This is a genomic window from Chloroflexia bacterium SDU3-3 (assembly GCA_009268125.1).
GTDB lineage: Bacteria > Chloroflexota > Chloroflexia > Chloroflexales > Roseiflexaceae > SDU3-3.
The window spans coordinates 128,990-154,241 of record WBOU01000017.1 but is presented as its reverse complement, the minus strand read 5'-3'; the positions used below and the strand labels follow the sequence as shown (position 1 = coordinate 154,241).

The window sequence follows — 25,252 nt, the reverse complement described above, 5'->3', positions numbered from 1 at the left end:
CGGTGCCATAGCCCACCGTCACGTCGGTCAACTGGCCCAGCGTGTCGTAGGCGTAGCGGGTGCGGATGCCCGCCGCGTCCTTCACCTCCTGCACGCGGTTGTCGGTCGTGTAGGTGTAGGCGGTGGTCAGGCGCATGGCGCTGTTGGCGATCTGCATCACCGCCGCGAGATTGCCCCGCGCATCATAGGTCGCCGAGTTGAGGATGCTATCAGCCCCTCGGAAGGTGCTGATCTGGTTATCGCTGCGGTAGGTGGCGGTGGTGGTGTGGCCACTGGCATTGACCACCTGGAGCGGCTGCCCCACGCGGTTGTTGCTCACGGTGGTCGCCAGCGGGACGTCATTCACCATGGCCCCATCCACGATGGTGGTCGGGGTCCCACTGGCGTCATAGGTGACATACGAGGTGATCTGCCCGCCCCGCTCCTGGTACTCCAGCGTGCCATCCAGGCGGTAGTGGTCGATCTGGATATCGGCATCTGCGGGGATCGCGGTCTCATCCTGCATGATCAAGGGGAAGTAGACCGTCTTCGCCGCGAAGGACATGCGGGTCGACCGACTGGCCTCAGCCGCTGGCTCCGCCGTGATCTTCGCGGGCGGCTGCCCAGACGCCGTGGCGACCTCGGTATCCCAGACCGTCGACGCGGCCCCATCCGCTGCGCCATGGCGATAGGTGAAGATGGTGCGCTGGCCATTCGCGAGGCGCTGCAGCTTCACCCGATGCCGCTGATCGTAGATATTGGTCAGCTGGGGGATGCCCAGCGGGTCAATGATCCCCGTGAGCAGATGCCGATCATCGCTTGGCACACTGCCGTTGCTATAGGTATAGGTCGTGATCCCGCCGCGCAGGTCGGTCACGGTCGAGAGATCGCCGGTGTCACTATAGCCATAGGTGATGCTGCGCCCGGCGCTGTCGGTCACGGTGTGCAGGCGCTGCTGGCCCGCCGCCTCGGTGTAGGCGAAGCTGAGGAAGCGCCCACTGGCCGCATCGGTGACGCGGTCGAGCCGCCCAGTGGCGTAGGTCAGGTTCTGATCGCGGCCCTGGGCATCGGTGCGCTTGGTCAGCAGGCCGTCGGCGCTAAAGGTGGCCGTGCTGCGGTCGCGCAGCGCTACCACATAGCTGCTGCCCTGGCGGGCGAGCGTGGCGTAGACATCCGGCAGCGGCGTGAAGGTGTCATCACCGTTGTCGAGGAAGCGCAGGCGGCTGCTGCTGGCCGTCTCGTAGATCACCATCCCCGCCTCACCGCCCGGCTGGTCGGCAAAGGTCAGGCGCTCATCGAAATTGTGCCGCCAGCCGGGGCTGAGCATGCCATCGGCCAGCAGGGCAGGCTGGGTGAGCAGCGAGCTGTAGCTGCGGCTCAGTGTCAGCGACTGGCCGGACGTGGGGACCGAAAGATCGGTGAAGCGCTCGTAGAGCGAGCCGGTGAAGGTGTTGACCGGGTGGAGCGTGAACACGACCGGCGTGTTGCCCCCATCGCCCTTGCAGGGACACGTGCCCGCATTGCGATCCTGATAGACCGGGAAGGTCTGGAGCGAGGTGCCATTGACAAATAGCTAAAGGTCGTCAAAGCTGAACACCTCATTCAGGTTCCCATGATCTTTTTGGATCTCGAACCACCCGACTTTTCCTGCAAGATCATTGGGTTTACTCAGCGCGGAACTCGTGGCGTGCTGCCACGGCGTTGCGGTTGGGGTGCTTATGGAATTAATCTGGAGGAGGGTCCAAGTGCTGGTCGTTCCTGCCTCATGGAATCGGACATAGAACCTTCCGCTGTCGTTCCCAGTGGTTGGCGGTGCAATGAAGGTGCGCGCCCACCAAACGCTGGTGGTAACCACACTCGTGCTCAGGAGTTTCGGGAAGGTGGTGGTGGGAGAGCGGAGTTTCAGCGACTTGACGGGAACCGCAGGATGGGTGATGCTCCGCAACGAAATGAAACTCGACGCCCCCCTACGGGAGGTCACACCGGTGGTAATGACATCGGTGGTCTGTATTGACCAATGGGGAGAAGAGCGATTGTCATCAAAGAATGCGGCCCATTCCTTTGGCAAATCGCGATGCAGGCGAATATTGGAAACCTTGCATGATGCCGCGTAATCAAGCAGATCATAGCGATTATCAATATGGCAGCCGATGCGCACATCGACGGGTTGATCTTCGGAAACTAAGCTCCCAATCACGCCATGAATATCTTTGGTATCGTCTTTAAAGCCTTTCCCGTCAGAAACCCATACACCTTCGGTATGCAGATTTGAGTAGGATGGCGGATTCCACACAGTTGTATTGGGTGCCCGCCATTGAATATACGCTTCATGACCGAGCGATTTTCCATTGGTCATGACCATATCGAAATCAATACTATCACGCGGCATCCCAGCGGGGATGGTAAATTCATATGGGGTACCATAGGTGCCGGACTTAGGAAAAGGAAGATCAAAGGTGCCCGGGATAGTATAGGTGTCTGTTGCGGTGAGCGTGAAGGTCCCATCCAGGATGCCGCCCGCCATCTGCTGCCCACCATAATCTTTGCGCAGCACGTCAATCTTGCTCGTCGGCATGCCCGTTGATTTGGCATCGGCGGGCTTGGTCGGCTCGGTCCCCACGGCCAGCGCGGGCGCGGGGCGCGGCGCGGCGGGCGGCGCGGCCACCGGAGCAGCGTGGGCCGGGGCCGCTGGCGCGGTCGGCAGGAGCAGGGTCATGCACACCAGCAGGTGGATGAACGCGCGGAACGAACGTCGGTGCAAACCCATGGACCACTCCTTCACACGCCACGATACCAGGCACGCCACCACGGCGGGCCACGACAGGCACCCACGGCCAAAACACGGTTGGGAGAACAGCGCTGCGATCGTACTCGCATTGCTTTGGGTTGTCAACTATTCGCAGCACGTACCATGGATTGGCCATGCGCAGCGCGCCCCCACCATGCGCCCAACGACACCGCATCCCCGCGCGTCTGCGCCGCATGCCTCCCCCCGGCACCCATCCGTCCCCGCCCCCAGCGATGGTCTGATCGTTACCTGGGGTAGTGCAATCATCCCCAGCGGCCCCGCGCATCCTGTGCACGGGGCCGCTGCTCGTTTCGCGTGTGAGGTCGTCCCTACGCCCCCGGCGTCAGCCCCATACGGCGGCACCAGGCGGCGCGGGGGTCGTGGGCGTCGATCCCGGCCAGGCGGATGGGCCGCTGGTCGGGGATCGGGTCGTCGTCGATCAGCGGGGCGATGAGCATGCCCATGCGGCGCGGCAGGAGCGCGGTGCAGCCCCGCTCGTCCGTCGGCAGCGCGTCGGAGAGCTCAAGGCGCTCTACCGTGCTGGTCAGGGTGTACCAGGTGTCCGCCTGGATGTCATCGTTCTGCACGCCGACCACGGCCTGGGCCAGGGCGTAGCGCAGCGGCAGGTTGATCGGCTGCACCTCGTTGGGCGGGTAGGGCACATCCAACGCCCAGTGATCGCCGCCGTCGTGGATGGTCCACATGTCCCCCGGCGTCTCCTCATCGAGGTACTGCACGTAGCCGTAGACCGTCGTCGCGTCCAGCATGCCCTGGGCGCGGCTGAAACGCGCCCGCTGCGTCCAGAGCGAGCGGAACCACCACGTTTGCACCTGGGGAAACACCCGCGCGAAGGCCAGGTCGTACCAGAAGGCCCACGCCGTCGGGCAGTCGTGCGCGGCCTGGGCGATGGCGTCGCCGCCCTGATAGAGCGTGGCCACGCCGGGGGCGTACTGGATGCCGGTGCCGAGGTGCGGCACATACACGTGGCCGGGGGCCAGCAGGATCGGGGTGGTCATGATGAAACTCCTTCTGTCTAGTGCGGCTGAAGCCGCTTGAAGATGGTGGCCAGTCGCCGCCCGACCTGGGTCGGCATGTCGGAGAGCTCATTGATGGTGGTCCAGTTGCCGACGCCGTACAGCTCGTCCATCCGGTCCGCGCTGGCATGGGTGCCGAAGAACAGCCCGAAGGTCACGATGCCCTGTTTCCGCGCCTCGGCCAGCTGGGCCACGGTCTCGTTGTGGTCGCCCAGATCGCCGTCGGTCAGCGTGATGCTGATCTTGTTGCGCTCCGGGCAGCCCTGGAGCGCCGTGGTGGTCAGCTGGGCGGTCTCCAGCAGCCGCGTCCCGCCGCCGCTCCACGAGGCCAGCGCCGCCGCCCGCTGCTCGTCAAAGGCCGGGTCGCCGATGCTCTTCATCTGCGCCGTGTGGGTGCCGAAGGCCCGCACCTCGAAGGGGATATCCAGCTGGTCGAAGGTGTCGCCTAAGACGCGCACCGCATCATACAGCGCCGCGCTCTGGATGGCGTGGCTCATCGAGCCGGACATATCCACCGCGACCGAGGCCGCGAAGCGGGTGGCCGGGTGGATCTGCGTGCGGGTGCGCACGGTGTCCTGCCCAGTGACAGCAGCCACCAGCCGACCGCGATCCAGCCGCCCCTCGGTCTGTTTGCGGAAGCGCTGCTCCGTCGCGTCCCGGATGGCCGCGAGCTGGGTGGCGAGCTGGCGGGCCACGGCCTGGTGGGCACGGCGGCGGGTGGCCAGCTCCGCCACGAGGGAAGGGTTGGCCGTCGGCTGCATGACCTGATGCGCCTGGATGTGCCCGCCCTGGCTGCGGCTCCGCTGCGTGCTGGTGGGGACCGAGCGCAGCGGCTGGTGCAGCGCCTGGCCCATGGCCTCGGGGCGGTTGCGGGTGCGGATGAGGCCGCCCAGCACCATGCCCGCCTGGGTGGCCAAGCGGTTGCGCACCGCCTCGAAGTCCTGCACCCCGAAGGGCTGCTGCACGTCGCGTCGCGGCCCGCTGGTCACGGACTCGCTCCAGTCCCCGCGTGTGCCGCCGACGCCGCCCTGGTTTGGCTGCTGGCCACGCTGCCCCGCCTGGTCGCCTTGCTGACCGTCTGGCGGTCCGCCCGACCCCGACGACGGCTGGGGTTGGGGCTGCCCGCCGGGTTGGCCCGGCTGCCCACCCTGGCCACCCTGACCTGGCGGATCGGATGGGTCCGGCTGCCCACCCGGCTGGCCGCCCTGGCCGCGTTGCCCCGGCTGCGGGCGCTGCTCGCCCGGTTGCCCTGGCTGGTTCCCCGGCTGGCCGCCCTGGCCTTGCTGCTGGCCGCCCGGCTGCCCTTGCTGATCCCCCTGCTGGCGACCCTGTTGTCCCTGCTGGCCCTGCTGCGGCTGGCCCTTCGGCTCACCCGCCCGCTGCTGGCCGTCTTGCGGGTTCTGCTGGTTGCCCTGCGGGTCTGACTGGTCCGGCTGGCCCTGCTGCCCCGCCTGCTGGCCCTGTTGGCCACCCGGCCCACCCTGGCCCGGCTGCGGCTGGCCCGGCTGGTCTGGCGGTCGCTCCTGCGGCTCGGGCGGGGTGTCCGGGCGCGGCTTCACCGCCGACGGCGGCGGGGGCGTGGCTAATCCCTCCTGCTCCAGCCGCCAGGCCAGATACAGCGCCGCGCTGGCCGCGTCCTCTGGCCTGCCCACCACCGCCGCCGCCACCACCGGCTCCAGCTCTGCGAACAGGCGACGCGCGTCCGGGCTCATCCCCGCCCGCGCCTCCGGTGAGACCGCGAAGTACGGCAGCGCGGTGTAGAGCAATGCCCCCTCGACCTGGTGCCGCGTCGGCACGCGCTCGCCCACGGTCTGGTCCCAGCGCGGGTCGATCAGCGCATCGGCGGCCAGGATCTCCGCCACGCCCCGATAGTCCGCGCTCACCGCCCGCTCCATGCGCCCGTCCTCGATGATGTTGTAGCACCTTGGCACCTGGCCCTTGAGCGCGTCCAGGGTTATGTCCACCGATCCCAGGCCCGCGAAACCCAGATCCAGCGTGCGCGTCACCGGCGCATCGCTCCGCGCGATGGTCAGCATGTCCGCCCACAGCTCTGGCGGGGTATACTGCTCGTGCCCCAACTCGTGGTAGATCCCGGCGTTCACCGCCAGCAGCTGGTCGCCCAGCGTCGCGCCCGCTGGCAGCGGCTGCGGGTCAGCCATGATCCGCCCCTGCATGTTGGTCGCGAACCCGCTGCCCGGCGCGCCGAACATCACCCGCCTGGGTGCGCCCGCGATCGCCGTCGCGATCCGGCTGAACATCCCCGCGATCGCCTCGTTGTCAATCGGGTCGCCGCCCACTAGCGTCCGCGCCGCCGGGAGCGCCATGTCCCCGTCCACCACCTGCGCCACCGTCCCGGTCGGGCAGCGGTGCCCCGACCGCGCGCTGCGAAACTGCCCGCAGTTCCCGCAGCGGTCCATCCCGCCCGCCACGCACACCAGCGTCGCCGCCTGTTGCATCCGCCGCTCGGGCGGCAGCTGCATAATCGCCGCCTCCAGCTCCTTGGGCGTGTCCGACTGGAACAGCAGCGCGATCAGCCCCTCCTCCACCGGGTGCGTCACCACCTCCTGGTTGGCCAGGGCGCACAGCCCCGCGCTGAAGTGCTGGACGAACTGGGCGCAGTGGTCGGCATACAAGGCGGGGGCGACGCGCAGCTGCCCCAGCACGGAGGCCGCCGTCAGCCATTCCTGCGGCGTGGTCGCCGCCAGCGCCTGCGCCGCCCAGGCCTCCACAATCGGCTGTTTCTTGCGCAGGTGCGCAAAGCGCGGGTCGCGCAGGCGCTGCGCCGCCGTGGCCAGCTGCAGCTGCCCCAGCTCGCTCCGCTTCCCGCTGCCCAGGTTCCGAATCATCGCCCGCACGCCGGGTGCCGCCGCCACCGTGTGCAGCCAGTCCTCCAGCGGCCCGCCCCGCCGCAGCTTTGGGATACCCGCAATGGTGAAGGTGGCGGAGCCGGGGCAGTCGTGCGCGCTGCCGCGAAACTGCCCGCAGACCGGGCAGCGCGTCGCGCCGGTGTGGGCCAGCAGCGCCTGGGTGAACGTCGCCACGTCCTGCCCGGACAGCCCGGTGCGGAGGTGGGTGTCGCGCAGCGCCGCCGCCTGCGTGGCCAGCGCGTGCGGCCTGCCGTCCGGCAGCGGCAGCCGCGCCAGCTGCACCGCCGCGAACAGCGCCTCGTGCACCGACGGCGGCACCTGCGCCCCCACCGCGAGCTGCCCGTTCGCCAGGTCGCCGAGCACCGGCTCGCGGGCCAGCAGGTCGGACAGCGCCGCGTCCACCTGACGGGCGTCGGCCACCGGCACCGGCAGCCCCACCAGCGTCTGGCCGTCCGCCGCCACCAGTCCCACCCCCAGCGCCTCCGCCCCCGCGATCACCTCCGGCAGCGAGGCCGGGATGTCCCAGTAGCCCTGTGGGGCGCGATGGGCGACCGGGTTGGGGCGGTGACGGAAGCAGCTCCCGTCCAGGTCGAAGGTCTGGCGCAGCCCGGCCACCAGCACCTCGAAGGACGCCTCCGGGCCGCCCAGGATGGTGTAGTCCGCCCCGCCGACCGTGATGGGCACCCGCTTGCCGGGACGCGGCGGGTCGGGCAGCGGCGGCAGATCTGCCGTCGCCACGTGCGCGGCCTGCGCCGCCGCCACGCGCCGCTGCTGGCGCGTGGTTAGCACCTCGCGGGCCAGCGGCGGCAGCGGCTGGCCCTGGATCGCCGCCCGCAGCGTCTGCCACACGGCGGCGTAGCCGTGGCAGGAGGCGGGCTTAGGCAGCGGCACGCCGTCGCGCCCCTGGCCGTGGGCCGGGAGCTGGTCCGGCGGGATGCCGTGGTGGTCGCGGAGATACGTAAAGAACGCCACCGTCATGTCGGCGGCCACCCGGTTGTGCAGCTGCTCGCGCAGTGCGCCCGTGGTCTTGCGGCCTGTAGCGACGGTCTGGACGCTGCGGCTCTGGGCCACGCGGTAGACCTCCTCCAGCACGCCCGTCGGATCATCGCCCAGCGCCGCCGCCGCCGCGCTCCCCGGCGGGGCGACCGCCGCGCAGGCCGCGCTCAACTTGCCTTCGCACGACATTGCGACCCCTCCTATCGCCGCTCGCGCGGGGCCAGCGTGCCGAAGCACGCGTCCATGCGGTTCTCGACGAGCGCCCATTGCCCAGCAAAATCCTCGCCCTGGTCGCAGCAAATCTTGAACATGTCGGCGGCCCGCCGCCAGCCCACCGCCTTACCCAAGAGCAGGAAACGCGCGAGCTGGCGGTCGCCCGGCGCGGTTGAGGTGGCCGAGGCCAGCCCGATCTGCTTGGCCCCCACCCCCGCGTCCGCCAGCTGCTCGATGTCGGTCACGAGCTTGACCGCCGCCCGCAGCTCCTCCGGGGCCGGGGTCACGTTCTGCGGGATCTGATACTTGGTGCGCAGGATCTCCTGCCGCCGCGCCTCCTGGCGCTGGCCGAGGTCCTGGGTACTTTCCGCCGCGCTGGGCGGGGTCCGGCCCGTGCTGAAGCGCGTCACAAAGCGCATGGCGCGCTCGGCCCGCTCGTTCTCGGTGGCCTTGTCCATCGGGAAGGTGGTGATGCGCGAGAGCGGGGCCTGGGCCGGGCGGTCGGGGTCGCCCTCGTTGCCGGGGTTCCAGGTCAGGAACATGGTGGTCGCCGGGTGGACCGGGATGCGCACCATGCCCGCCTCCGGGCTGGAGATCAGGATCTCGCCGTCCTCCAGGATCGACTGGAGCGCGGTGGCCAGCTTGGGGTTGCGCACAATCTCGTTCACACAGACCACCGACCCCATCGCGGCGGCCAGGCCGATCTTGCCCAGCCGCACCGCCGAGCGCGTCCCGCCCCGGCCATCCGGCTCCAGCACCACCGCGCCGATCATCTCGTCCGCCGTCGAGTCCGGCAGGATGTTGACCTCGGCGTAGTGCATGCCCTGGGTCTCGTTGCCCTCCGCATCGATCGTCAGGATGCTGGCCGCGAGCTGGCGCGGCAGGGTGTTCTTGCCGGTGCCGGGCTTGCCATACAGCCCGAAGGACATACAGGCGCGCTTGGCGGTGCCGGAGACCCGCTGGCCCGCCTGCATCATGGCCGAGATGCTGCGCAGCACCCGCTCGGTGTCGGCAGAGATGGCGTAGTCGGGGTCGAGGTCGGGGATAAACTCCTCCAGCGGGGCGGCGCGCTGGCCGCCGACGGCGGCGGGCACGTCGCGAAGATAGGGGTCGGGCGCGGGCAGGCGGACGCTGGCCAGGATGTGCTCCTGGCCGGTGAGCGGGAGATCGACGGGGCGCATGCGCCCGGTGCGCGGCGGGCGCGCGGTCGGGCCTGCGGGCGCGGGCGGCGGGTCGGCCACGGTCCCCGGCGGCAGCGGCTGGGCCAGGGTGGTAGCGGCCTGCTGCATCGCGGCGCGGAAGGCCCCGGCCAGGGCGTCGTGGTCGAGCTGGAGCTGCACCGTGGCGGCGGGCGCGGCCTGCGCCTCGGGCAGTGTGACCGTGACCTGCGGGGCCGGGACCGCCGCGATCCCGTCCCGGATGGCATCCCGCAGCGCCGCCGGGTCGAGCTGGGGCGGCAGGGCCGCCGCCAGGGCACTGGCCAGGGCCTCGGCGTCCAGCGGCGCGGCGGGCGCGGGCAGCGCGGCAGCGAGCGCGCTGGCCACCGTGGCGGCATCCAGCGGCGGCGCGCCGCCGGGTGCGAGGTGCGTGGCGAAATAGTCCTGCACCTGGGCCGCAAAGGTCGCGGGGTCCGAGGCCGCCATCTCGGCCATTGCGGCCTGGAGCGCGCTGGCCACGGGCTCCACTGCTGCGGCCACGCTGGCCGCTGGCTGCCCATCGCCCTGGTTCGTGGCCACCGGCGGGGGTGGTGCGGTCGTGGTCTGGTCAGCGGCCACCGGCGGCGGGCTCGCCACTGGCTCCGAGGGGGCCGCGTGCGGACACACATGCGCGTCGCCCATAAACTGCCCGCACTGCGGACAGCGTGCCGTGCCGACCTGCGCGCCGAAGCGCAGCTGGTGGGTCGTGTCGAGCGGGCCGTGGGTAATCGCCAGATAGGCCGCGTCCACGGCCTGGAGCGTGGGTACCCGCCCGTCGATCATCGCCTCCAGGTCCATCGCCAGCCCCTGGTCGTAGGCCGTCTCTGGGTGCAGCGCGCGGTGTGCGATCAGCGCGGCCATCTGCGCGCTGCTGGCGTTGGGCGTCCCCGCCGTGTCGCCCAGCGTCCCCGTGGCCGCGTCGTACACCGCCAGCAGATCCCCGCCCGCGTAGACCTGGGTCTGCCCCGCCGCCGTGGTCGCCACCCGCGTAGTCGGGTCGGCCAGGAGCTGCACCGCCCCCGGCAGCGTGCGCCCCACCCCGATGGTTACGCCCTTCTGCGGGGCCAGCCCGGCGTGGCGGGCCGCCGCCCAGTACTGCTGGCCGGTCGCCCGCTGCCCCACGCCCCAGCTGAGGCCGTCGATCTCCACCGGCTGGCCCAGCGCGCTCTTCTTGCGGTACTCTGTGCCCAGGAAGCGGCCCTGGGTGTAGTCCTCCCCACCCGTGACCGTGGTCTCGGTCGCCGTGGCCACCGTCTGCGCCAGCCGCTCCGGCAGCGGCCTCGCCGCGCTCAGCACCGGCGTGTCCGCGCTGAGCACCTGGCCCGAGGCCATGGCCGCCGCCGCCAGGCCCGTCGTCGCCTCGGGCGCAGGCGTGAGGTTGGCCATGCTCAGCACCGGCACCGCCCGCCCATCGGGCGTGGCCGCCACCGCCGCCAGGCCGGTCCAGGCATGCGGCATGTAGCCGCCCTTGATCGCCACCGCCAGCCCGTCGAGCGTGACGCTCACCGCCTCGCCCGTCACCGCGTGGCGCATGCTGACCACGCCCTCATCTTTGGCCTGCGCCACCAGCGACGCGAGCGCCTGGGGCGGGTAGGCCGTGTCCGGCACCCGGAGCGACCGCACCAGCGCCGCCGACAGCGCCGCAGGCGTGGCCGTCTGCGGGCAGAGGTGGGCGCGCAGGGCCGAGGCAAACTGCCCGCAGCCCGTGCAGCGCATCCCGCCGCCTGACCAGGTGTCCGCCCGCAGCGCCGTGATCTGCCGCTCCCTGCGCCGCTGGCGCACCTCGGCGGCCAGACCGGGCAGCGGCCTGCCGCTGGCGGCGGCCTGCACGGCCTCCCACACCGCCGCGTAGCCGTGGCAGGCGTCCAGCTTGGGCAGCGGCACGCCGTCGCGCCCGCGCCCGTGGGCCGGGAGCTGCCCCGGCGGCACCTGGTGCGTGTCGCGCAGGTAGGTGAAAAACGCCACCGTGGCGTCGGTGGCGGCCTGGTCCGCCGCCTTGGCCTTCAGCTCCGCCACGCGCCCCGCCGGGCGATCGCGCCCCGCCGCCTGGCTGCGGGCGATCCGAAAGGTCTCCTCCAAAATGGCCGTGGCCTCCGCCGCGTCGCCGCCGAAGGCCTGCGCCAGCGAGGAGCCACCCCCGCCCAGCATGGTCGCGCAGGCCGTGCCGAGCTTGCCTTCACAGGACATGGCCAACCTCCTCCCGATCCAGCACCCGCTGGAGGAGATGCAGCGCCTCCTCCGTCAGGCCCTCGGCCACGCCCAGCGCCTCGACCAGATCCGCCGCCCAGGCAGCCCCGACCGGCGCATGGTGCGGGCCGTGCAGCGCCGCCACTGCGCCATGCAGCGCCTGGGCGTTGGCCAGCACTGACCGCACCGCCACGGCCACTGGCGGCGGGGTGACGGCTATCCGGGGTATCTCGCATGCCATACCTACTCCTCGTTTGCTATCAGCTCCTGCATCTGGTGCAGGGCCGCGCGCAGCAGCTCCTCCGCCGCGCGCACCACCTCGGCCAAATCGGTTCCTAGCGGCCCGCTGAGCGTGGCCACCGCCTCGCTCAGGGCCTCCGCCCCCATCAGCACCGCCAGCGCCGCCTGTGAGCGCTGCGCCGCCGCAGCAGCGGCCTCGGCCCCCAGCACCGGCGCGGCCTCCCGCCCTGGCGTGCTGGGCGTTCCTAGTCTGGCGGCACCGGCGGGCGCGTCTGTCGCCAGATCCCCGCCCGTCTCGTCCCCCTCGGTCTCCGCCACGCCCGACCAGACCTCGCCGCGCGCCAGGGCCAGCGCGTGGGCCAGCGGATAGCCGCGCGCGGTCACGTCCTGGATGATCGTCTTGACCTTGCGCACCAGGCTGGGATCAGCATCCAGCGCCGCCAGCAGGGTGGTCTGCTGGGCCGCGTCCAGCCGCGCGAAGGCCCGCACGCTGGCCTCGGTCAGCCCCAGCGCCGCCAGCCGCTCCTGGGCCGCATCGGTCAGGGTGAGCAGCTGGAGCTTCTTGCGCAGCGAGGCTGTGCTCATCCCCAGCCCGCGCGCGGTCAGGTACTGCTCCTGCGTCACCGTCGGGCGCGTGGCCGACCAGCCCGCATCCAGGAGCACCTGGGTCAGCGGGGCCAGCGCGCTCTGCACGCTGCCGCCCGCCGCCACCGCCGTGGCCGCCGCCTCGGTCAGCTCCAGCGCGACCGCGTTGGCGATCAGCCAGTCCAGCCGCAGCGCGCGGGCCTCGTCGAGCGGCCCCAGGTCCTTGCGGTGCAAGTTCTCCAGCACCCGCCGGGTGTGGGCCGCCAGGGGGTCGAGCGGCTCCTCGACGAGCGCCGGGATGGTCGCCCAGCCCGCCGCCAGCGCCGCCCGCACCCGCCGCTCGCCCGTTAGCACCGCGTACTGCTCCGGCCCCAACTCCAGCAGCGTGGGCCGCTGCGCCAGCCCCGCGCTCAGCGACGCGGCCAGGCCCGCGATGTCCTCCGCCCCGTCGGTGCGCGGGTTCGCCGCCGCGAGCTGGATCTGGGCGGCGGGCACATCCCGCAGTTGGGCAACCCGCATGTCGTCTTGCATAGCGCCCCCTTTCACCAAGGAGCATAGCAAACGCCGCAGGGGTGTGGACACGGCCTAGTCGTCAATTTGGCGGGTGTTAGTCCTAGTTGGGGAAAGGACTGAGGTACTAGAAAAAGGAAGACTATGAGGAGAATCCCTTAAATGAATTGATATATATTGTATGTATTGACTTAATAGAGACGTGAGGAGCCTATGAACTTATCACAGTCATCGCACCGTCAAACCTTCATTGATCTCCTAGCGGAAGATATCCGAAAAACGGCGGCCAACGAAAGTTACACCTTCCCAGCAGCCGCCGCACGGGTTCTCCTAAAATGGCTTGGCTATGAGAATGACATGACCTTCATTGATACCAAGGATCGTGGTATTGATGCTTGGTCAGCAACCAACGACGGTTTTGATTTATTTCAAGTGAAGACCCATGAACAAGATTCCGATGGACTCCTTGATCTGAGTGCATTTGATGGGAGTGGTATACGAGATTTAGAACGGGCCAAGAACTTCTGGGTCACCGAACGGTTTGACAAAGTCCCGCAAAAAGATCTACGCCTCTTAGTTAGCCGACGCGATTCAGCCCTGAGAAGCCATCGTTTAGAGGCTACCGCGACTGCTATTCCTGTTACGTTCCACCTTGTGATTCTTGGCAATGTCTTAACGCCTCAAGCGGCTGCTGAATTCCAAGCATTTCAACGAGCGAATGCAGAACCAATCCTCCTCGATGAGATCCCCATTCAAATCTATGCGGTACTCCATACGATTGACGATGTCATCGATGGAAAATGGCGAGAACGCAATCGCGATTGGATGGATGCAAAAGGGAGGAAACAGGATCGCATTAACTTGCGGACAAGCAACGAAGGAGCCATAAATGATAACCACAATGCGATCTTCTACTGCAAGGCAAGCGATCTGGTTGATGCCTATAACGCGCTTGGCTATCAGATATTTGAGCCAAATGTGCGAGCAAATATTAGTAACTCTCGGGTAAATCAAGCCATACGCGATTCTGTGCTTCATCAACGATCAAGACGAGAGTTCCGCTTCCTCAACAATGGTGTTACTATCACCTGTGATTCATTTATCAAACCGAACAATCAGCGAAAGCACTTCACCGTTATTCACCCTGGTATTGTCAATGGCCTACAAACGGTGGTTGCCTTACACACGGCATTCCAGCAACTCAATCAACGAGATAAGGAAGATTTTGAACAAAACTGTTCTGTTATGGTTCGCCTACTCCTCAATACCGCCGTTGATGATATCACCAAAGTGGTGAAGGCTACCAACAATCAAAATCCCATGAAGCCGCGTAACCTCGTCTCAAACAACTTTGAGCAACTATTGTATGCCCGCATCTTTGCGGAAGACTTATCATGGTTTTATGAATCAAAAGAAGGTGCCTGGGAAGCATTTGACCAAGACCCGAAACGATGGAGGCCTGCATTAAGCAAACATCCAAGAGAGTTTAAGACCGATCGACGAAAAACACGTCGTCTTGATAATGCAGACTTAGCTCAAACCTGGCTTGCATTTATTGGTTTTGCATCTGAAGCGGTCAACGAAAAAAAGACCCTTTTTGAAGACCGCTTTTACGCTTTGATCTTTAAGCAGCAACCAAGAAAACATGGGTTCGATTATGACTTCGCGCTTGCGAGAGCACGAGAAGATAGTATCGACCTCTCGCCAAGTGCCTCATTAATGCTTGTGTCATATCTCTCCTGGTATTTTGTCGATGCTGTTGTCCCCACTGCCTCACAGAATCGCCAAGCCGCCTGTACGCGCTTAGGCATCGACCCCAGTCGGCTCACAAAATCCGATCTTGATGCCCGTCTGAGTGGTGATAACCAGTTTATCCTCAACCAGATTTTAGCAGGCATGTCGCTGCTCTTCACGGAGTTTGTTGGCTTTGTTCTCTATCGAACTTTCGGTGAAAACATCCACCACTTGGGGAAAAGAATCCTTGATAATCATAGCTTCTCCATGATGGCAAAATCCCTCGCGCCAGAAGTTATCAAGGATCACATCGATAGCAATACATTCAATGAAAAAGATCTTCTCTGTGTACTCTGGCTCTTATTTGTTGAGACCATCGAAAATATGGTCGCCTCAGGGTGGGAAGAAAATTATCGTGCTGCTCCCATTAAAGTACGATTCATCTTCTCGCGCGAAACCCGAGAACGCCTCTATCGCGAAATCCAAAAGACCAATGAGTTTATGAAAAAGCGAAGTGTTCGCGACCCATGGGCCATTGGCGTAAAGGAAGGTCAAGGATTATTCGATTTTATTCGTAGCTGTATTATGGAGTAAAGCCAGAGAACATAGGATGGGGTGTGGTACTCACACCCCATCCTGCCGTGGTCGGCCCTTCGGCACCACGCCCTCGGCGACCTCGCGCTGGTAGCGGCGCACTGCTGCCTCCGAGGTGTACCAGCGCCCTCGGCGCTTCTGCCCCGCCACGCGCCCCTCGCGCAGCAGCCAGCCCAGGTAGTCCCCATCGATCGCGCACGCCTCGGCCACCTCCCGGATCGGTCGCTGGAGTTCCTCCGGCACATCCGCGCACGCCGAGAGGAACATATCCAGCCCTGCCTCCACGGCCTGCCCAATCACGTTGGCCAGCGGGCTGTACTGCCCGTGGTGCGCCCGCTCCATCGCCTGGATGTAGCGCGGCCTCCACCCCGCCAGCAGCAGCGCCGTGGGGTAGCCATCGCGCATGAGCTGGAGATTGAGCACCAGCCGCCCCGTGCGCCCATTCCCATCTGCAAAGGGGTGGATGGCGAGCAGCATCTCGTGGGTCAGCGCCGCCCGCAGCACCGGCTCATACGCCTGCCCATCCCCCGCCACCCACGCCACCAGGTCGGCCATCAGCCCCGACACCTGGCTATGGTGCGGCGGGCGGTGCTCCGACCCGCTGATAAACACGGCGGCGCGGCGGTACGCGCCGGGCGTGTCCACCAGCCCCTGCGTCACCAGCCCATGCAACTCGCAGATCGCCGCCGCATCCAGCGACGCATCGCCCCGCGCCAACTCCAGCATCCGCCCGTAGGCCGCCGCGTGGTTGATCGCCTCCAGGTGCTCGCGCACTGTGTGCCCGCCGATGGTGATGCCCTCGGCCACCACGAGCTGCGTCTCGCTCAGGTCGAGCGTGTTGCCCTCGATGGCGTTCGAGTGGTAGGTCTGGCGGATGCGCAGATCCTCGTACAGCTTCGCCACCACCGTCGGCGACAGCGGGCGCTGAAGGTCAAGCAGCGCCTTCTTCTCATGCAGTCGCTGCGCGAGGCGGGGGTCGAGGCGGATCTCTGGGGTCATGGGCGTCTCCCGTGGTCAACACAATACCATCACGAATAGGAGCACTATAGCACATTTCGTGATCTTTTTTGCGTACTGCGCTCAGAGCCCGAGCAACTCCAGCGCCGCGCCGTCGAGCAGCCCGACCACCTCGCGCGCCGGGATCAGGCTGGTCACGACCGCCCAGCGCGCGGTCGGGAAGCGCCCCGCCCCCACCTGCCGCGCCAGCGCGCCCAGCGCCGAGCGCAGCCCCAGGTTCTGCGGCCCACCCGCGTACTCCGGCAGCGGCCCGGCGGGGTCGCCCCCAGCGAGGATGACCCAGGGCAGCTCGTCGGCGTCCTCCAGCGCGGCCTGGAGCCACACCGCCAGCCCGCGCCCCTCCGGCAGCGCCGTGCGGGTGGTCGCCCGCACGCGCTGCGTCCACGGGCTGCCAAACCACCAGTGGGTGACGTCCGGGAAAGCATCCACAAACGCCGCCGTGGCCCAGCAGGCATGCGGGGAGGCGGTGGCCAGCTCGGCCACGTCCTGCCGCGTGCCGCGCTGCCACAGCTCTAGTGCGCTGGGCGTCCAGCGCAGGCCGCTGCCGACGGTCGGGTCGAAGGGGTGGGCCGGGGCCGTCAGCGCGCCGGTGGCCGATCCGGTCAAGGCGGCGGACAGGCTCGCCGGGTCGTGCGCCGCGCTCTTCGGCGCGAGGCGGGGGATACGTGGGGTCATCTGCGTGTTCCTTGTCTATAGAGGGGGTATCCGTCACGCTGGCCAGCCCGGTCATGGGTCATCTCATGTCTCACGCTGGCCACGCTGGCCAGCGCCTAGTTCCACATCGCCACGGGGGTGGCGGTCTCGGCAGGCGCGACCAGGCGCGCGAAGAACTGCTCCTTGGTCACGCCCGCGCCGCCGAACATATCCTCCTGGCTCGGGTCGGGCGCATCCTCGATTGCCTGCGCATAGGTCCCCAGAAAGCCCCGGATCGCCTTGGGCGTGCGCCCGATCTTGTCGAAGTGCCGCAGCATGTCCTCCTGGAGCGGCGTCAGCTCGCGGTCGAACATCGTCGATTGCTCCAGGTAGACATGCACCGGCATCTCCTGCTCGCGCAGCCGCGCCAGCATGTCCAGCGAGGCCGCCATATCCGCCGACAGGTCGAGGTCGGCCCGCCGCTGGCCGCTGCGGATGCGGCTCTGGGCCCGCACCAGCGCCGGGAGCGTCCCCGCCACCGCGCTCTCAAAATTGCGTGTCGTCGAGTCGAGGGCCTCGGTGAAGGTCTCCGCCAGCCGCCCGCCCGCCGCGCCGGGGAACACCCGCGTGAACAGCGCGGCCTTGATCCGCCAGATGCCCTGCTGGGAGAGCGTCCCGTCCGCCCGCATCAGCGTGGCCCGCTCGTTCGCGGGCAGCGTCTCCATGAAGTCGCGCACAAAGCCTCGGTTGGCCGTGGCCCGCAGCGCGAGGTCGATGCTCTGGTCCTCGCGCACCTGGAGCCGCAGCAGCGTGGCGTCCGTCAGCCGCTGCGCATCCACCCGCGCGTTCTCCAGCGTGGACATCTGCAAGACCGGCGGCGCGTTGGCCTCGCGGGCAAACGCCGCCCGGTCGGCCACCGGCCCGCGCTCGCGCACCAGCACCGGCGCGCGCATCCCCGCCAGCGTCGCCCCGTCGATGCCAAAGTCGCCCGCCACCGCCCGCAGCCGGTCCTGATAGCTCTCCCACTGCGCGGGAAAGGATTCCCGCGCCTTGCGCAGCGCCAGCACGCGCCCGTTCCCCGACTCCACACACATGTCGTCCCCGCCGATGATCGGCGTGCCCTTGTCGAGCTGCTTGAAGTCGGTCAGCAGTGCGTCGGGCGTCAGGGTTTGGGCGACCTTGGCGATCTGGGCCTGGCTGGCCGCGCGGTCGCGCTGGCGCGGCTGGAGCGCCGGGTCATAGGCCGGGTTGATCGCCCCGCTGTCGAGGTTCGAGGGGATGAGGTCGTCGAGGTCCACCACACGGTAGCGCACCGGATAGGCCTGGCTGGGGTCGGCCCCGTAGGCCAGCGACTGCGCCTGCGCGGGGTCGGGGGTGGGGTCGGGCGCAGCGGGCGGCACGTCGCCGCCTGCGGGCAGGTCCGCCGCCGCGCGGTCGCCCAGCATGGCCACCGCCACCGGGTGGGGCGTGTCGCCCGCCCGCCAGGTGCGCGTCCCGGTCAGGCGGTTCAGCCAGGCCGCCTCCGCCGCCGTCAGCGCACGCGGCTCCAGCGCCGTCCCGGCCCCAAAGATCGGGGTGTCGGCGTCCAGCGCCAGCCCGAAGTCGGCGGCGGCGCGGGCCACGGCGTCGTAGTCCTGCATGGCCGCCTGGAGCCGCGCGTGGGCCGCCGCCAGCGCCTTCGGCCCGACGGGCGGCGCGTCCGCCTGGAGCGCGTCCGGCCCCGCCGCCCGCCGCGTGCGCAACTGCGCGTCCAAGCCCATCAGCGCCGGGTCGAGCGCGCTGCGCACCTCGGGCAGTGGCGCATCCCCCGCCGCCGCATCCCCATCCAGCGGGACGGCCAGCACCCGCCCCTCGGGCGTGATGGTGCGCACGGTCGCACCCCACCCCTCGGGCACGAACCCGCTGGCCAGCGCCACGGGCAGCGCGTCCAGCGTGGCCGTCACCAGCTCACCCGTGGCCGAGTGGGTCAAGGCGACCGCCCCCGTCTGGGCCGCCGTGATCAGCGCGGCCAGCGCGGTCTCGGGGTAGGTCTCGGGGGCCACGCCCAGCCGCCGCACCAGGCTGCGCCGCAGCGCCGCCGCCGTGGCCGTGCGCGGGCAGACGTGGCCCCGCACCGCCGAGGCGAACTGCCCGCAGCCCGTGCAGCGCAGCCGCCCGCCCCCGTCCGCCTGCACCCCGCGCAGGAGCCGCTGCCGCTCCTGGGCCCGCAGCAGCGCCGCCGCCTGGGGCGGCAGCGGCTCCTGCCGCTCCAGCGCCGTCAGCGTCCGCTGCACCAGCGCATACCCCACCTGCGCATCGGTTTTGGGCAGCCCCCGCGCGCTGTGGGTCGGCGGGCGGATGTTCGCCCGCTGCATCTGCGCAAACAGCATGCGGGTCTGCGCCGCCGCCAGCGCCTGCTCAGCGGGCGGCCTGGGGCCGTTCCGCCCCAGCTTGAACAGCTCCTCCAGCGCGGCCACCGCCGCCGACGGGGAGCCGAACGCCATGGCCGCCGGGCTGCCCGCCCCGGCCACGGCGGTGTAGTAGGCGTGGGCATTGTGGTCACATGACATGCCGTCCTCGCTCCTGCTGTTGATCCCTCACCCCACAGCATAGCGGCAACGGCACGGGCGTGGACACCGCCTAGTCGTCAATCTGGGCGGCGGAGGTACTAGCGAGCAGAGGACCGGGGTACTAGGAGCGGTTCCATCGACCAAAACGCTATGCTATACTCGTTCAGAGCAGTGATCTCCATCCCAACGGGTTGCACGCACCTGAAGAGAAAGACCGCGCCATGGGCGATACCTACACCGACGGCGATAACTATACCAACGCCAATCTCAGCCATTCCATCAACAACATTCGCTCGCATGTGAATGTCTATCTCCCTGCCGACCCCGAAGATCGCAAACGCATGCTTGATGCGGCCACCGCCCGCCTCGCGCAGCTGCCCACCGCCGAGGATGCGCCGATCCCCACCCCCGCACCGCTGCCGACCCCGCACCGCATGCTGCTCCCGCCCAGCGCGACCTTTGTCGGGCGCGACGCCGAGCTGCGCCAGCTCGCCACCGCGCTGAAGAGCGGCGCGACCGCCGTCGTCTCCGCCGTCACCGGCATCGGCGGCATGGGTAAGACCCAGCTCGCGAGCGAGTTCGCCCACCGCTACGGCACCTTCTTTCTGGGCGGGGTGTTCTGGCTGAGCCTCGCGGATGCAGGCGGCATCGAGGCCGAGATCGCCGCCTGTGGGGGGACGATGCAGCTCCCCGCCTGGGAGGCGCTCTCCTTCGCTGACCAAGTGCAGCGCGTCCGCCAGATATGGGAGGAGCCGCTGCCCCGCCTGCTCATCTTTGACAACTGCGAGGACCTGGACCTGCTCGACCGCTACCGCCCCGCCACCGGCGGCTGCCGCGTGCTCGTGACCAGCCGCCGCGACGACTGGGGCACCGCCCGCCACCTGCCGACCTTTCCGCTCGCCACCCTGCCGCGCGCCCAGAGCATCGCCCTGCTCCGCCAGTTCCGACCCGATCTGGCTGAGAACGCCCCCCACCTCGACGCTCTGGCCGCCGAGCTTGGCGACCTCCCGCTCGCGCTCCACGTGGCGGGCAGCTTCCTCCAGCGCTACCCTCGCCTGTCCCTTGCCGACTACCTCACCCAACTCCGCGCCGCGCCGCTAGGTACCCTCACCCAGCGCCTGGAGCGGCTGGCCGCCGCGCCGACCCGGCACGACCTTGACGTGGCCCGCACCTTCCGTGTGAGCTACGACCGACTGGATGCCAGCAACCCCATCGACCGCCTCGCCCGCACGCTCCTCGCCCGCGCGGCATGCTTTGCGCCCGGCGAGCCGATCCCAACCGAGGTCCTCATCCAAACCCTGCCGGATGGCACCGACCTGCGGGATGCAGAGGATGGGCTGCGGCGACTGGGCGAACTCGGACTGCTGGAGGGGGGAGGGCACGCATGGCGACTCCACCGCTTGCTGGCCACCTTTGTACAAGCCGCCATAACGCTCCTAGAATATCAAGCAGCACAGAAAGCAGTAGAAAGTACCCTGATTACTATTGCTGAAAGTGTCAACCATCATGCGAGACCTCATGATCTCCTTTGTATTCAACCACACCTTTACTATGTTACCGATCAAGCACTACCACGAAAAGACATACAAGCAGCACAACTTTGTCAAATCATGGGGAGCTACCTAACGGAATTAGCTAATTACCCATCTGCTCGCTCATACTATAAGCACTGTCTTATAATAACAATGCACCTCTTTGGGCATAATCACCCGAATACGAGTACAAGCCTCAATAATCTTGCACGCCTACTCCATATGCAAGGAGAATATGAGCAATCCTATAAGTTATTCACACAAGCTCTTACTCTTCTTGAGCCACATCTTAATAAGCATCTTATCCTTATAGCCAGTATTCTGAACAACCTTGGATCATTACTAAAAGACCAAGGAGAACTTACCCGTGCTCGTTCATGTTACGAACGAGCACTTAGCATTCGTAAACACGAGCTTGGGCCAAACCATCGTGAAACGGCGCAAAGTTTGGGAAACTTAGCAGCATTGCTTTCCAACCAGGGGGATTTCACCATGGCACATCGACTTTACGAACAAGCGTTAACTATTCATATACATCTATTTGGAGAGGCTCATCTCTATACAGCTAATACATTGAATAATATAGCTACCCTCTTTCAAATGCAGGGTAACTATGCACGAGCAAAGGAGTTTGCAGAGCGCGCAGTTAAAATCTGCATTCAGGTCCGGGGTATATATCATCCATATACCAGTAAAACGATTAACAATCTTGCGGTTATTTTACAAAACCTAGGAGATATAGATACTGCACTTACTCTCTATCAACAATCATATACCATCGAAAAGCATATACTTAACCCGAACCACCCAAATATAGCAACCCATCTCCAAAATATTGCTGTTATATTCCAAGCTCAAAACAGATTTGATGACGCAAAAATATTATATAAACATGCACTTATTATACGAGAACGAAACAAACATATAAACCATCCTTTAACAGCACAACTACTTTGCAACTTTGCGTCTCTACTTTATACTATGCATGATACAGACACATCCTACAAATACTATATACGAGCACTAGATATCAGCAAGAAATCTAATGGAATAAACCACCCAGACACAGCACGTATTATTATGCATATTGCCGATTTACTCAAAGAAATTAACAATTTTTCATGTGCTCAAAAATATTATGATCAAGCACTTACTATTTTCGAACAGAAACTAGGCTCACATCACCCAGATATTATATATGTTCTAAACAGAATCGCAGATCTAATGTATTTATCTGGTAAGAATCGTGAAGCTCAGAAACTTCTCTACCGTGCTCTTTCAATTGCGAAATGCCACCTGAGTATAAATCACCCGGTCACAAATACTATTCAAAAGAACTTAGAAACCCTCATAATGGAACAATCTCCAGACGATCAAGAGTAGGGGAAATCTTTGCTATACACATCCTCTCATATAGGAGCACCACCGATGGCCACTCCCAACGAGATCCACAACCAACAGATCAACCTAGGCATCTACCGCCAGACCCTGGCGGACATGCTGCGCCAGCAAGCAATGCAGGGAACTGCCTACGCTCAGCCCGCCCTGCTCGCGACCATCCGCGACTCGCGCCACAACATCGCCCGCATCAAGGGCATCCTACGCTCGTGGGGCATTGCCGCCGACGATCACCCCGATGACACCGACCCTACGCTCACCCCACGCACGGCCACGCCCACGCCCGTCGCACCAGCAGCATCCTTCCAGTTCAATGGCCCTATCCACGCAGGCAACCTGAACGTCGGCGGCACCCAAACCATTCAACGGCAAGACATCACGATGGGCAACACCTACAACGGTGGCGATAACTTCAGCGGCTCAAACTTCAGCGGAGCCATCGTCAACATCCGCGCAACCCTCTCCAATGTCACCCAATCCATCGGCAGCCTGAACCACGGCTCCGCTGACGACAAACAGCAGCTCGCCGCCCTCGTCGAGCAGCTCCGCGATGCGCTCTCGACGGCCCCTGCTGACGTCCAGGAAGACGTCGAAGTCGTCGCCGAGCAGACCAAGGATCTCCTTGACAAGGCATCCAAAGAGAAACCCAACAAGAAACTGGTCATGATAAGCGCTGAGGGTCTCACAAAAGCGGCAGAGAACCTCGGGGCCGCACTCCCCGCCGTCCTCTCGCTCGTGCCTCAGATCATCCTGACCGTCCAGAAGATGTTGCCCGCCTAGCCAGAAAGGACCGACCTATGCGCGACGCGTGGCGCACCGGGGTTGCATCGACCCTGACCCACCTGGTACGAGACCTCGCCACCAGACCGCAGTTCGACCTCGGACTGCTCGCTACCGGCGTGCTCTGGCCGATCCGCACCCTCATCCGGGAGGACAAGGCACCGCCCACCCTCTAGTGCCCAACACACACAAACGCGCCGCTGGCCCTGCGACCAGCGGCGCGTCACACATCTCCCACCCTCATCACTCGTTCAGCGCGCCCGCCATCGCCGCCACGAGCTGCGCCCACAGCGGCGCGACCCGCCGCCGCTGCGCCGCGCTCAAGGTCAGCACCCCCGCGTCCGCGCAGGCCTGCCGCGCCGCCTCCAGCGCGCCTTCCAGGATGAGCACCGCATCCTCCTCCCACGCCCCCACGGGCGTCACCGGCGGCGTACTCCCGCGCGCGGGCGGGGCCTGGTCCACCACCAGCTTCGGCGCGGTGTGCCCCTTCGTCAGCAGCGCCAGCGCCGGGTCGGGGACGAACGCGTCCGTCGGCTCGGCCAGCGGCAGCGGCGCGCCATCATCCTCGCCATCATCCCCGCCCGCATCCCCATCGCTCAGCGTGGCACTCGCGCGGGGCGACTTCCCGCTCTTCTCCGCGATCGCCTTGCGCACCGCACCGCCCACGTCCCCGTCCTCCACCTCCCGCGCCGCGCTCACAATGGCGACCTGCTCCTCCGGCGCGAACTGCCGCAGATCCCGCAGCACCCGCGCCGATACGTCCACCCCCGCCAAGAGGTCCTGCACCTCCGGCGCGACATCCAGCGTCCCGAACAGCTTGCGCAGCCGCGATGCCTCCCAGCCCGCCATCCCGTAGCGCGCCAGGATGGTCTTCCGGCTCACCCGCACCTGCCCACCCCGGAAGTAGTCCACCACGGACCCCACCCCCGCCAGCGCCGCCAGCCGGTCCTCCAGCGCCGCGATCTGCGCGCTGGGCGTCAGGTACGACGCCAACAGCCGCGCCGTCGCCGCGCCGTCCTCCGCGCGCTCCTCCTCGATGGCCGCGATGTTCGCCCCCAGGATGCGCCGCCACAGCGTCTGCGCCACCTCCAGCGGGCGCAGCTCGGCCCGGTGCAGGTTCTCGGTGAGCTGGATATCCAGCGCCGCCTCCCAGGTCGGCACCGTCGCATCCACCAGGCACGGCACCGTCGCCATTCCGTTCAGCATCGCCGCCCGCAGCCGCCGCTCACCGTAGAGCAGCTGGTAGCGCCCATCGGGCCGTGCCACCACCCGCAGCGGCGTCACCACCCCCTGCTCCGCAATCGAGGCCGCCAGCTCCTCCAGCGCCGCTTGGTCAATCTCCTGGCGCGGCTGCGCCGGGTCCAGGTCGATGTGCTGGATGTCGATCTGCTCCAGCCTCGTCTCCGTCATCACATCCATGGCATCCTCCGTGGCTCCGTGCTCCCCCAGCGCCAGATCGCGGCCTCCTGCCGCACCCCCGGCTCCGCCGCCCGCTCCTCCGGCGCACCCGCCGCGCGGGCGGCGGGTGCGTCCCGATCCATCGCCGCCAGCAGCGCCGCATAGGCCGCTGTGCGCGCCAGCCGCGCCTCCGAGGTCGCCACGAAGGCGGCCTCCCGCTCGATCCCCAGGAACCGCCGCCCCTCCAGAAGCGCCCCCGCCCCGGTGCTGGCCGAGCCCGCGAAGCAGTCGAGGATGACCCCGTTCGGCGGCACCATCCGCGCCAGCCGCCGCATCAGCGCCACCGGCTTGCCCGCCTGGTGCTCCTTCTCCGCCACATCCACCGGGATGTGGTAGCAGCCCGGAAACGGCCCGCGCCCGTCGGCCTGCCCCACCGGGCCGACCGTCCCCCACACGATATACTCGCACTGGTGCCGCACGTAGCCGGTGTGCGGCGCGCGGGCCGCCAGCCCCTTGTCCCAGGGGATAATCCCGCGCCAGATCGCCCCCGCGCCCTGAAACACATCGGTCGTGAGCGGCAGCTGCCGCCAGTCGCAGAACAGCAGCACATAGCCGCCCGGTTTGACCACCCGCAGCGCCTCGCTCAGCCAGAGCGTGCACCAGTAGGCCCACGACCGGGCGTCGCGGTTGTCGCCCGAGTAGGCCTGATAGTCCATCCGGGTGGCATACTTGTCGTTTGGCGCGGCGGTGCGGTCGCTGCGCATCATGCCGCCCGACGAGTACGGCTCATCGGTGATGAGCGCATCCGCCAGACCGGTGGGCAGCTCGCGCAGGAGCGCCAGCGCCTCACCGTGGAGCATGGCCCACGGCGTGGGCGCGGCCAGCGCCGGTCCCAGCAGGGGCGCAGGCCGCCGTAGAAGAGCGTCGGTCATCGGGTCTTCCTTTCCGCCCAGCGGGCATTCCTGGCATCTCCCCCCTAGCATAGCGGCCTACGCGCGCTGTGGACGCGTGCTAAGCATCAA

Annotated in this window: 13 protein-coding genes and 2 pseudogenes; 3 read left to right on the top strand and 12 right to left on the bottom strand. The window is 66.9% G+C overall.

The features are described 5' to 3' along the window. From F8S13_22680 to F8S13_22650, 7 genes and pseudogenes are all read right to left on the bottom strand, one after another. A partial coding sequence (locus F8S13_22680; protein ID KAB8140806.1) for an RHS repeat protein occupies window positions 1-1,453 on the bottom strand: 1,453 nt, incomplete at its 3' end. A 1,152-nt stretch (window positions 1,454-2,605) separates the two neighbouring features. After that, a pseudogene (locus F8S13_22675) lies at window positions 2,606-2,687 on the bottom strand (signal peptide protein). A 409-nt stretch (window positions 2,688-3,096) separates the two neighbouring features. Then, entirely contained in the window at window positions 3,097-3,783 is a 687-nt protein-coding gene (locus F8S13_22670) for a hypothetical protein (protein KAB8140805.1), read from the bottom strand. Between the two features lie 17 nt (window positions 3,784-3,800). Next, on the bottom strand, window positions 3,801-7,853 hold the full coding sequence (locus F8S13_22665) for a hypothetical protein (protein ID KAB8140804.1): 4,053 nt from the start codon (window positions 7,851-7,853) through the stop codon (window positions 3,801-3,803). Between the two features lie 11 nt (window positions 7,854-7,864). Continuing rightward, window positions 7,865-11,260, bottom strand: coding sequence for an AAA domain-containing protein (locus F8S13_22660; protein KAB8140803.1), 3,396 nt, complete (start codon window positions 11,258-11,260; stop codon window positions 7,865-7,867). Next, window positions 11,250-11,501: a hypothetical protein gene (locus F8S13_22655; protein KAB8140802.1), complete on the bottom strand. Its 252-nt coding sequence runs from the start codon at window positions 11,499-11,501 to the stop codon at window positions 11,250-11,252. The genes F8S13_22660 and F8S13_22655 overlap by 11 nt, the downstream gene beginning before the upstream one ends. 2 nt (window positions 11,502-11,503) lie before the next feature. Then, window positions 11,504-12,616, bottom strand: coding sequence for a hypothetical protein (locus tag F8S13_22650; protein ID KAB8140801.1), 1,113 nt, complete (start codon window positions 12,614-12,616; stop codon window positions 11,504-11,506). Window positions 12,617-12,808: 192 nt separating this feature from the next. Here F8S13_22650 and F8S13_22645 point away from each other — a divergent pair, with 192 nt between their 5' ends. Then, window positions 12,809-14,923, top strand: coding sequence for a hypothetical protein (locus F8S13_22645; protein KAB8140800.1), 2,115 nt, complete (start codon window positions 12,809-12,811; stop codon window positions 14,921-14,923). 30 nt (window positions 14,924-14,953) lie between these two features. On the opposite strand, the gene F8S13_22640 is transcribed toward F8S13_22645, so the two are convergent. From F8S13_22640 to F8S13_22630, 3 genes and pseudogenes are all read right to left on the bottom strand, one after another. Beyond that, on the bottom strand, window positions 14,954-15,922 hold the full coding sequence (locus F8S13_22640; protein KAB8140799.1) for a Fic family protein: 969 nt from the start codon (window positions 15,920-15,922) through the stop codon (window positions 14,954-14,956). Window positions 15,923-16,003: 81 nt separating this feature from the next. Beyond that, on the bottom strand, window positions 16,004-16,615 hold the full coding sequence (locus tag F8S13_22635; protein KAB8140798.1) for a hypothetical protein: 612 nt from the start codon (window positions 16,613-16,615) through the stop codon (window positions 16,004-16,006). A 2,139-nt stretch (window positions 16,616-18,754) separates the two neighbouring features. After that, window positions 18,755-18,829: pseudogene (locus tag F8S13_22630) on the bottom strand (FHA domain-containing protein). 514 nt (window positions 18,830-19,343) lie between these two features. Here F8S13_22630 and F8S13_22625 point away from each other — a divergent pair. Both F8S13_22625 and F8S13_22620 read left to right on the top strand, forming a co-directional pair. Continuing rightward, entirely contained in the window at window positions 19,344-22,037 is a 2,694-nt protein-coding gene (locus tag F8S13_22625) for a tetratricopeptide repeat protein (GenBank protein ID KAB8140797.1), read from the top strand. A 45-nt stretch (window positions 22,038-22,082) separates the two neighbouring features. Then, a complete protein-coding gene (locus F8S13_22620) occupies window positions 22,083-22,832 on the top strand; it encodes a hypothetical protein (protein KAB8140796.1) in 750 nt (249 codons plus the stop codon). 243 nt (window positions 22,833-23,075) lie between these two features. On the opposite strand, the gene F8S13_22615 is transcribed toward F8S13_22620, so the two are convergent. Together F8S13_22615 and F8S13_22610 are read right to left on the bottom strand one after the other, a co-directional pair. After that, the gene (locus F8S13_22615; GenBank protein KAB8140795.1) at window positions 23,076-24,251 is read right to left on the bottom strand and encodes a ParB/RepB/Spo0J family partition protein; all 1,176 of its coding nucleotides are present in this window, start codon (window positions 24,249-24,251) and stop codon (window positions 23,076-23,078) included. After that, window positions 24,242-25,162 carry a site-specific DNA-methyltransferase gene (locus tag F8S13_22610; GenBank protein ID KAB8140794.1) on the bottom strand — a complete coding sequence of 307 codons (921 nt, stop codon included), beginning with the start codon at window positions 25,160-25,162 and terminating at the stop codon, window positions 24,242-24,244. Before F8S13_22610 ends, F8S13_22615 begins: the two co-directional genes overlap by 10 nt. Between the last annotated feature and the right edge of the window lie 90 nt (window positions 25,163-25,252).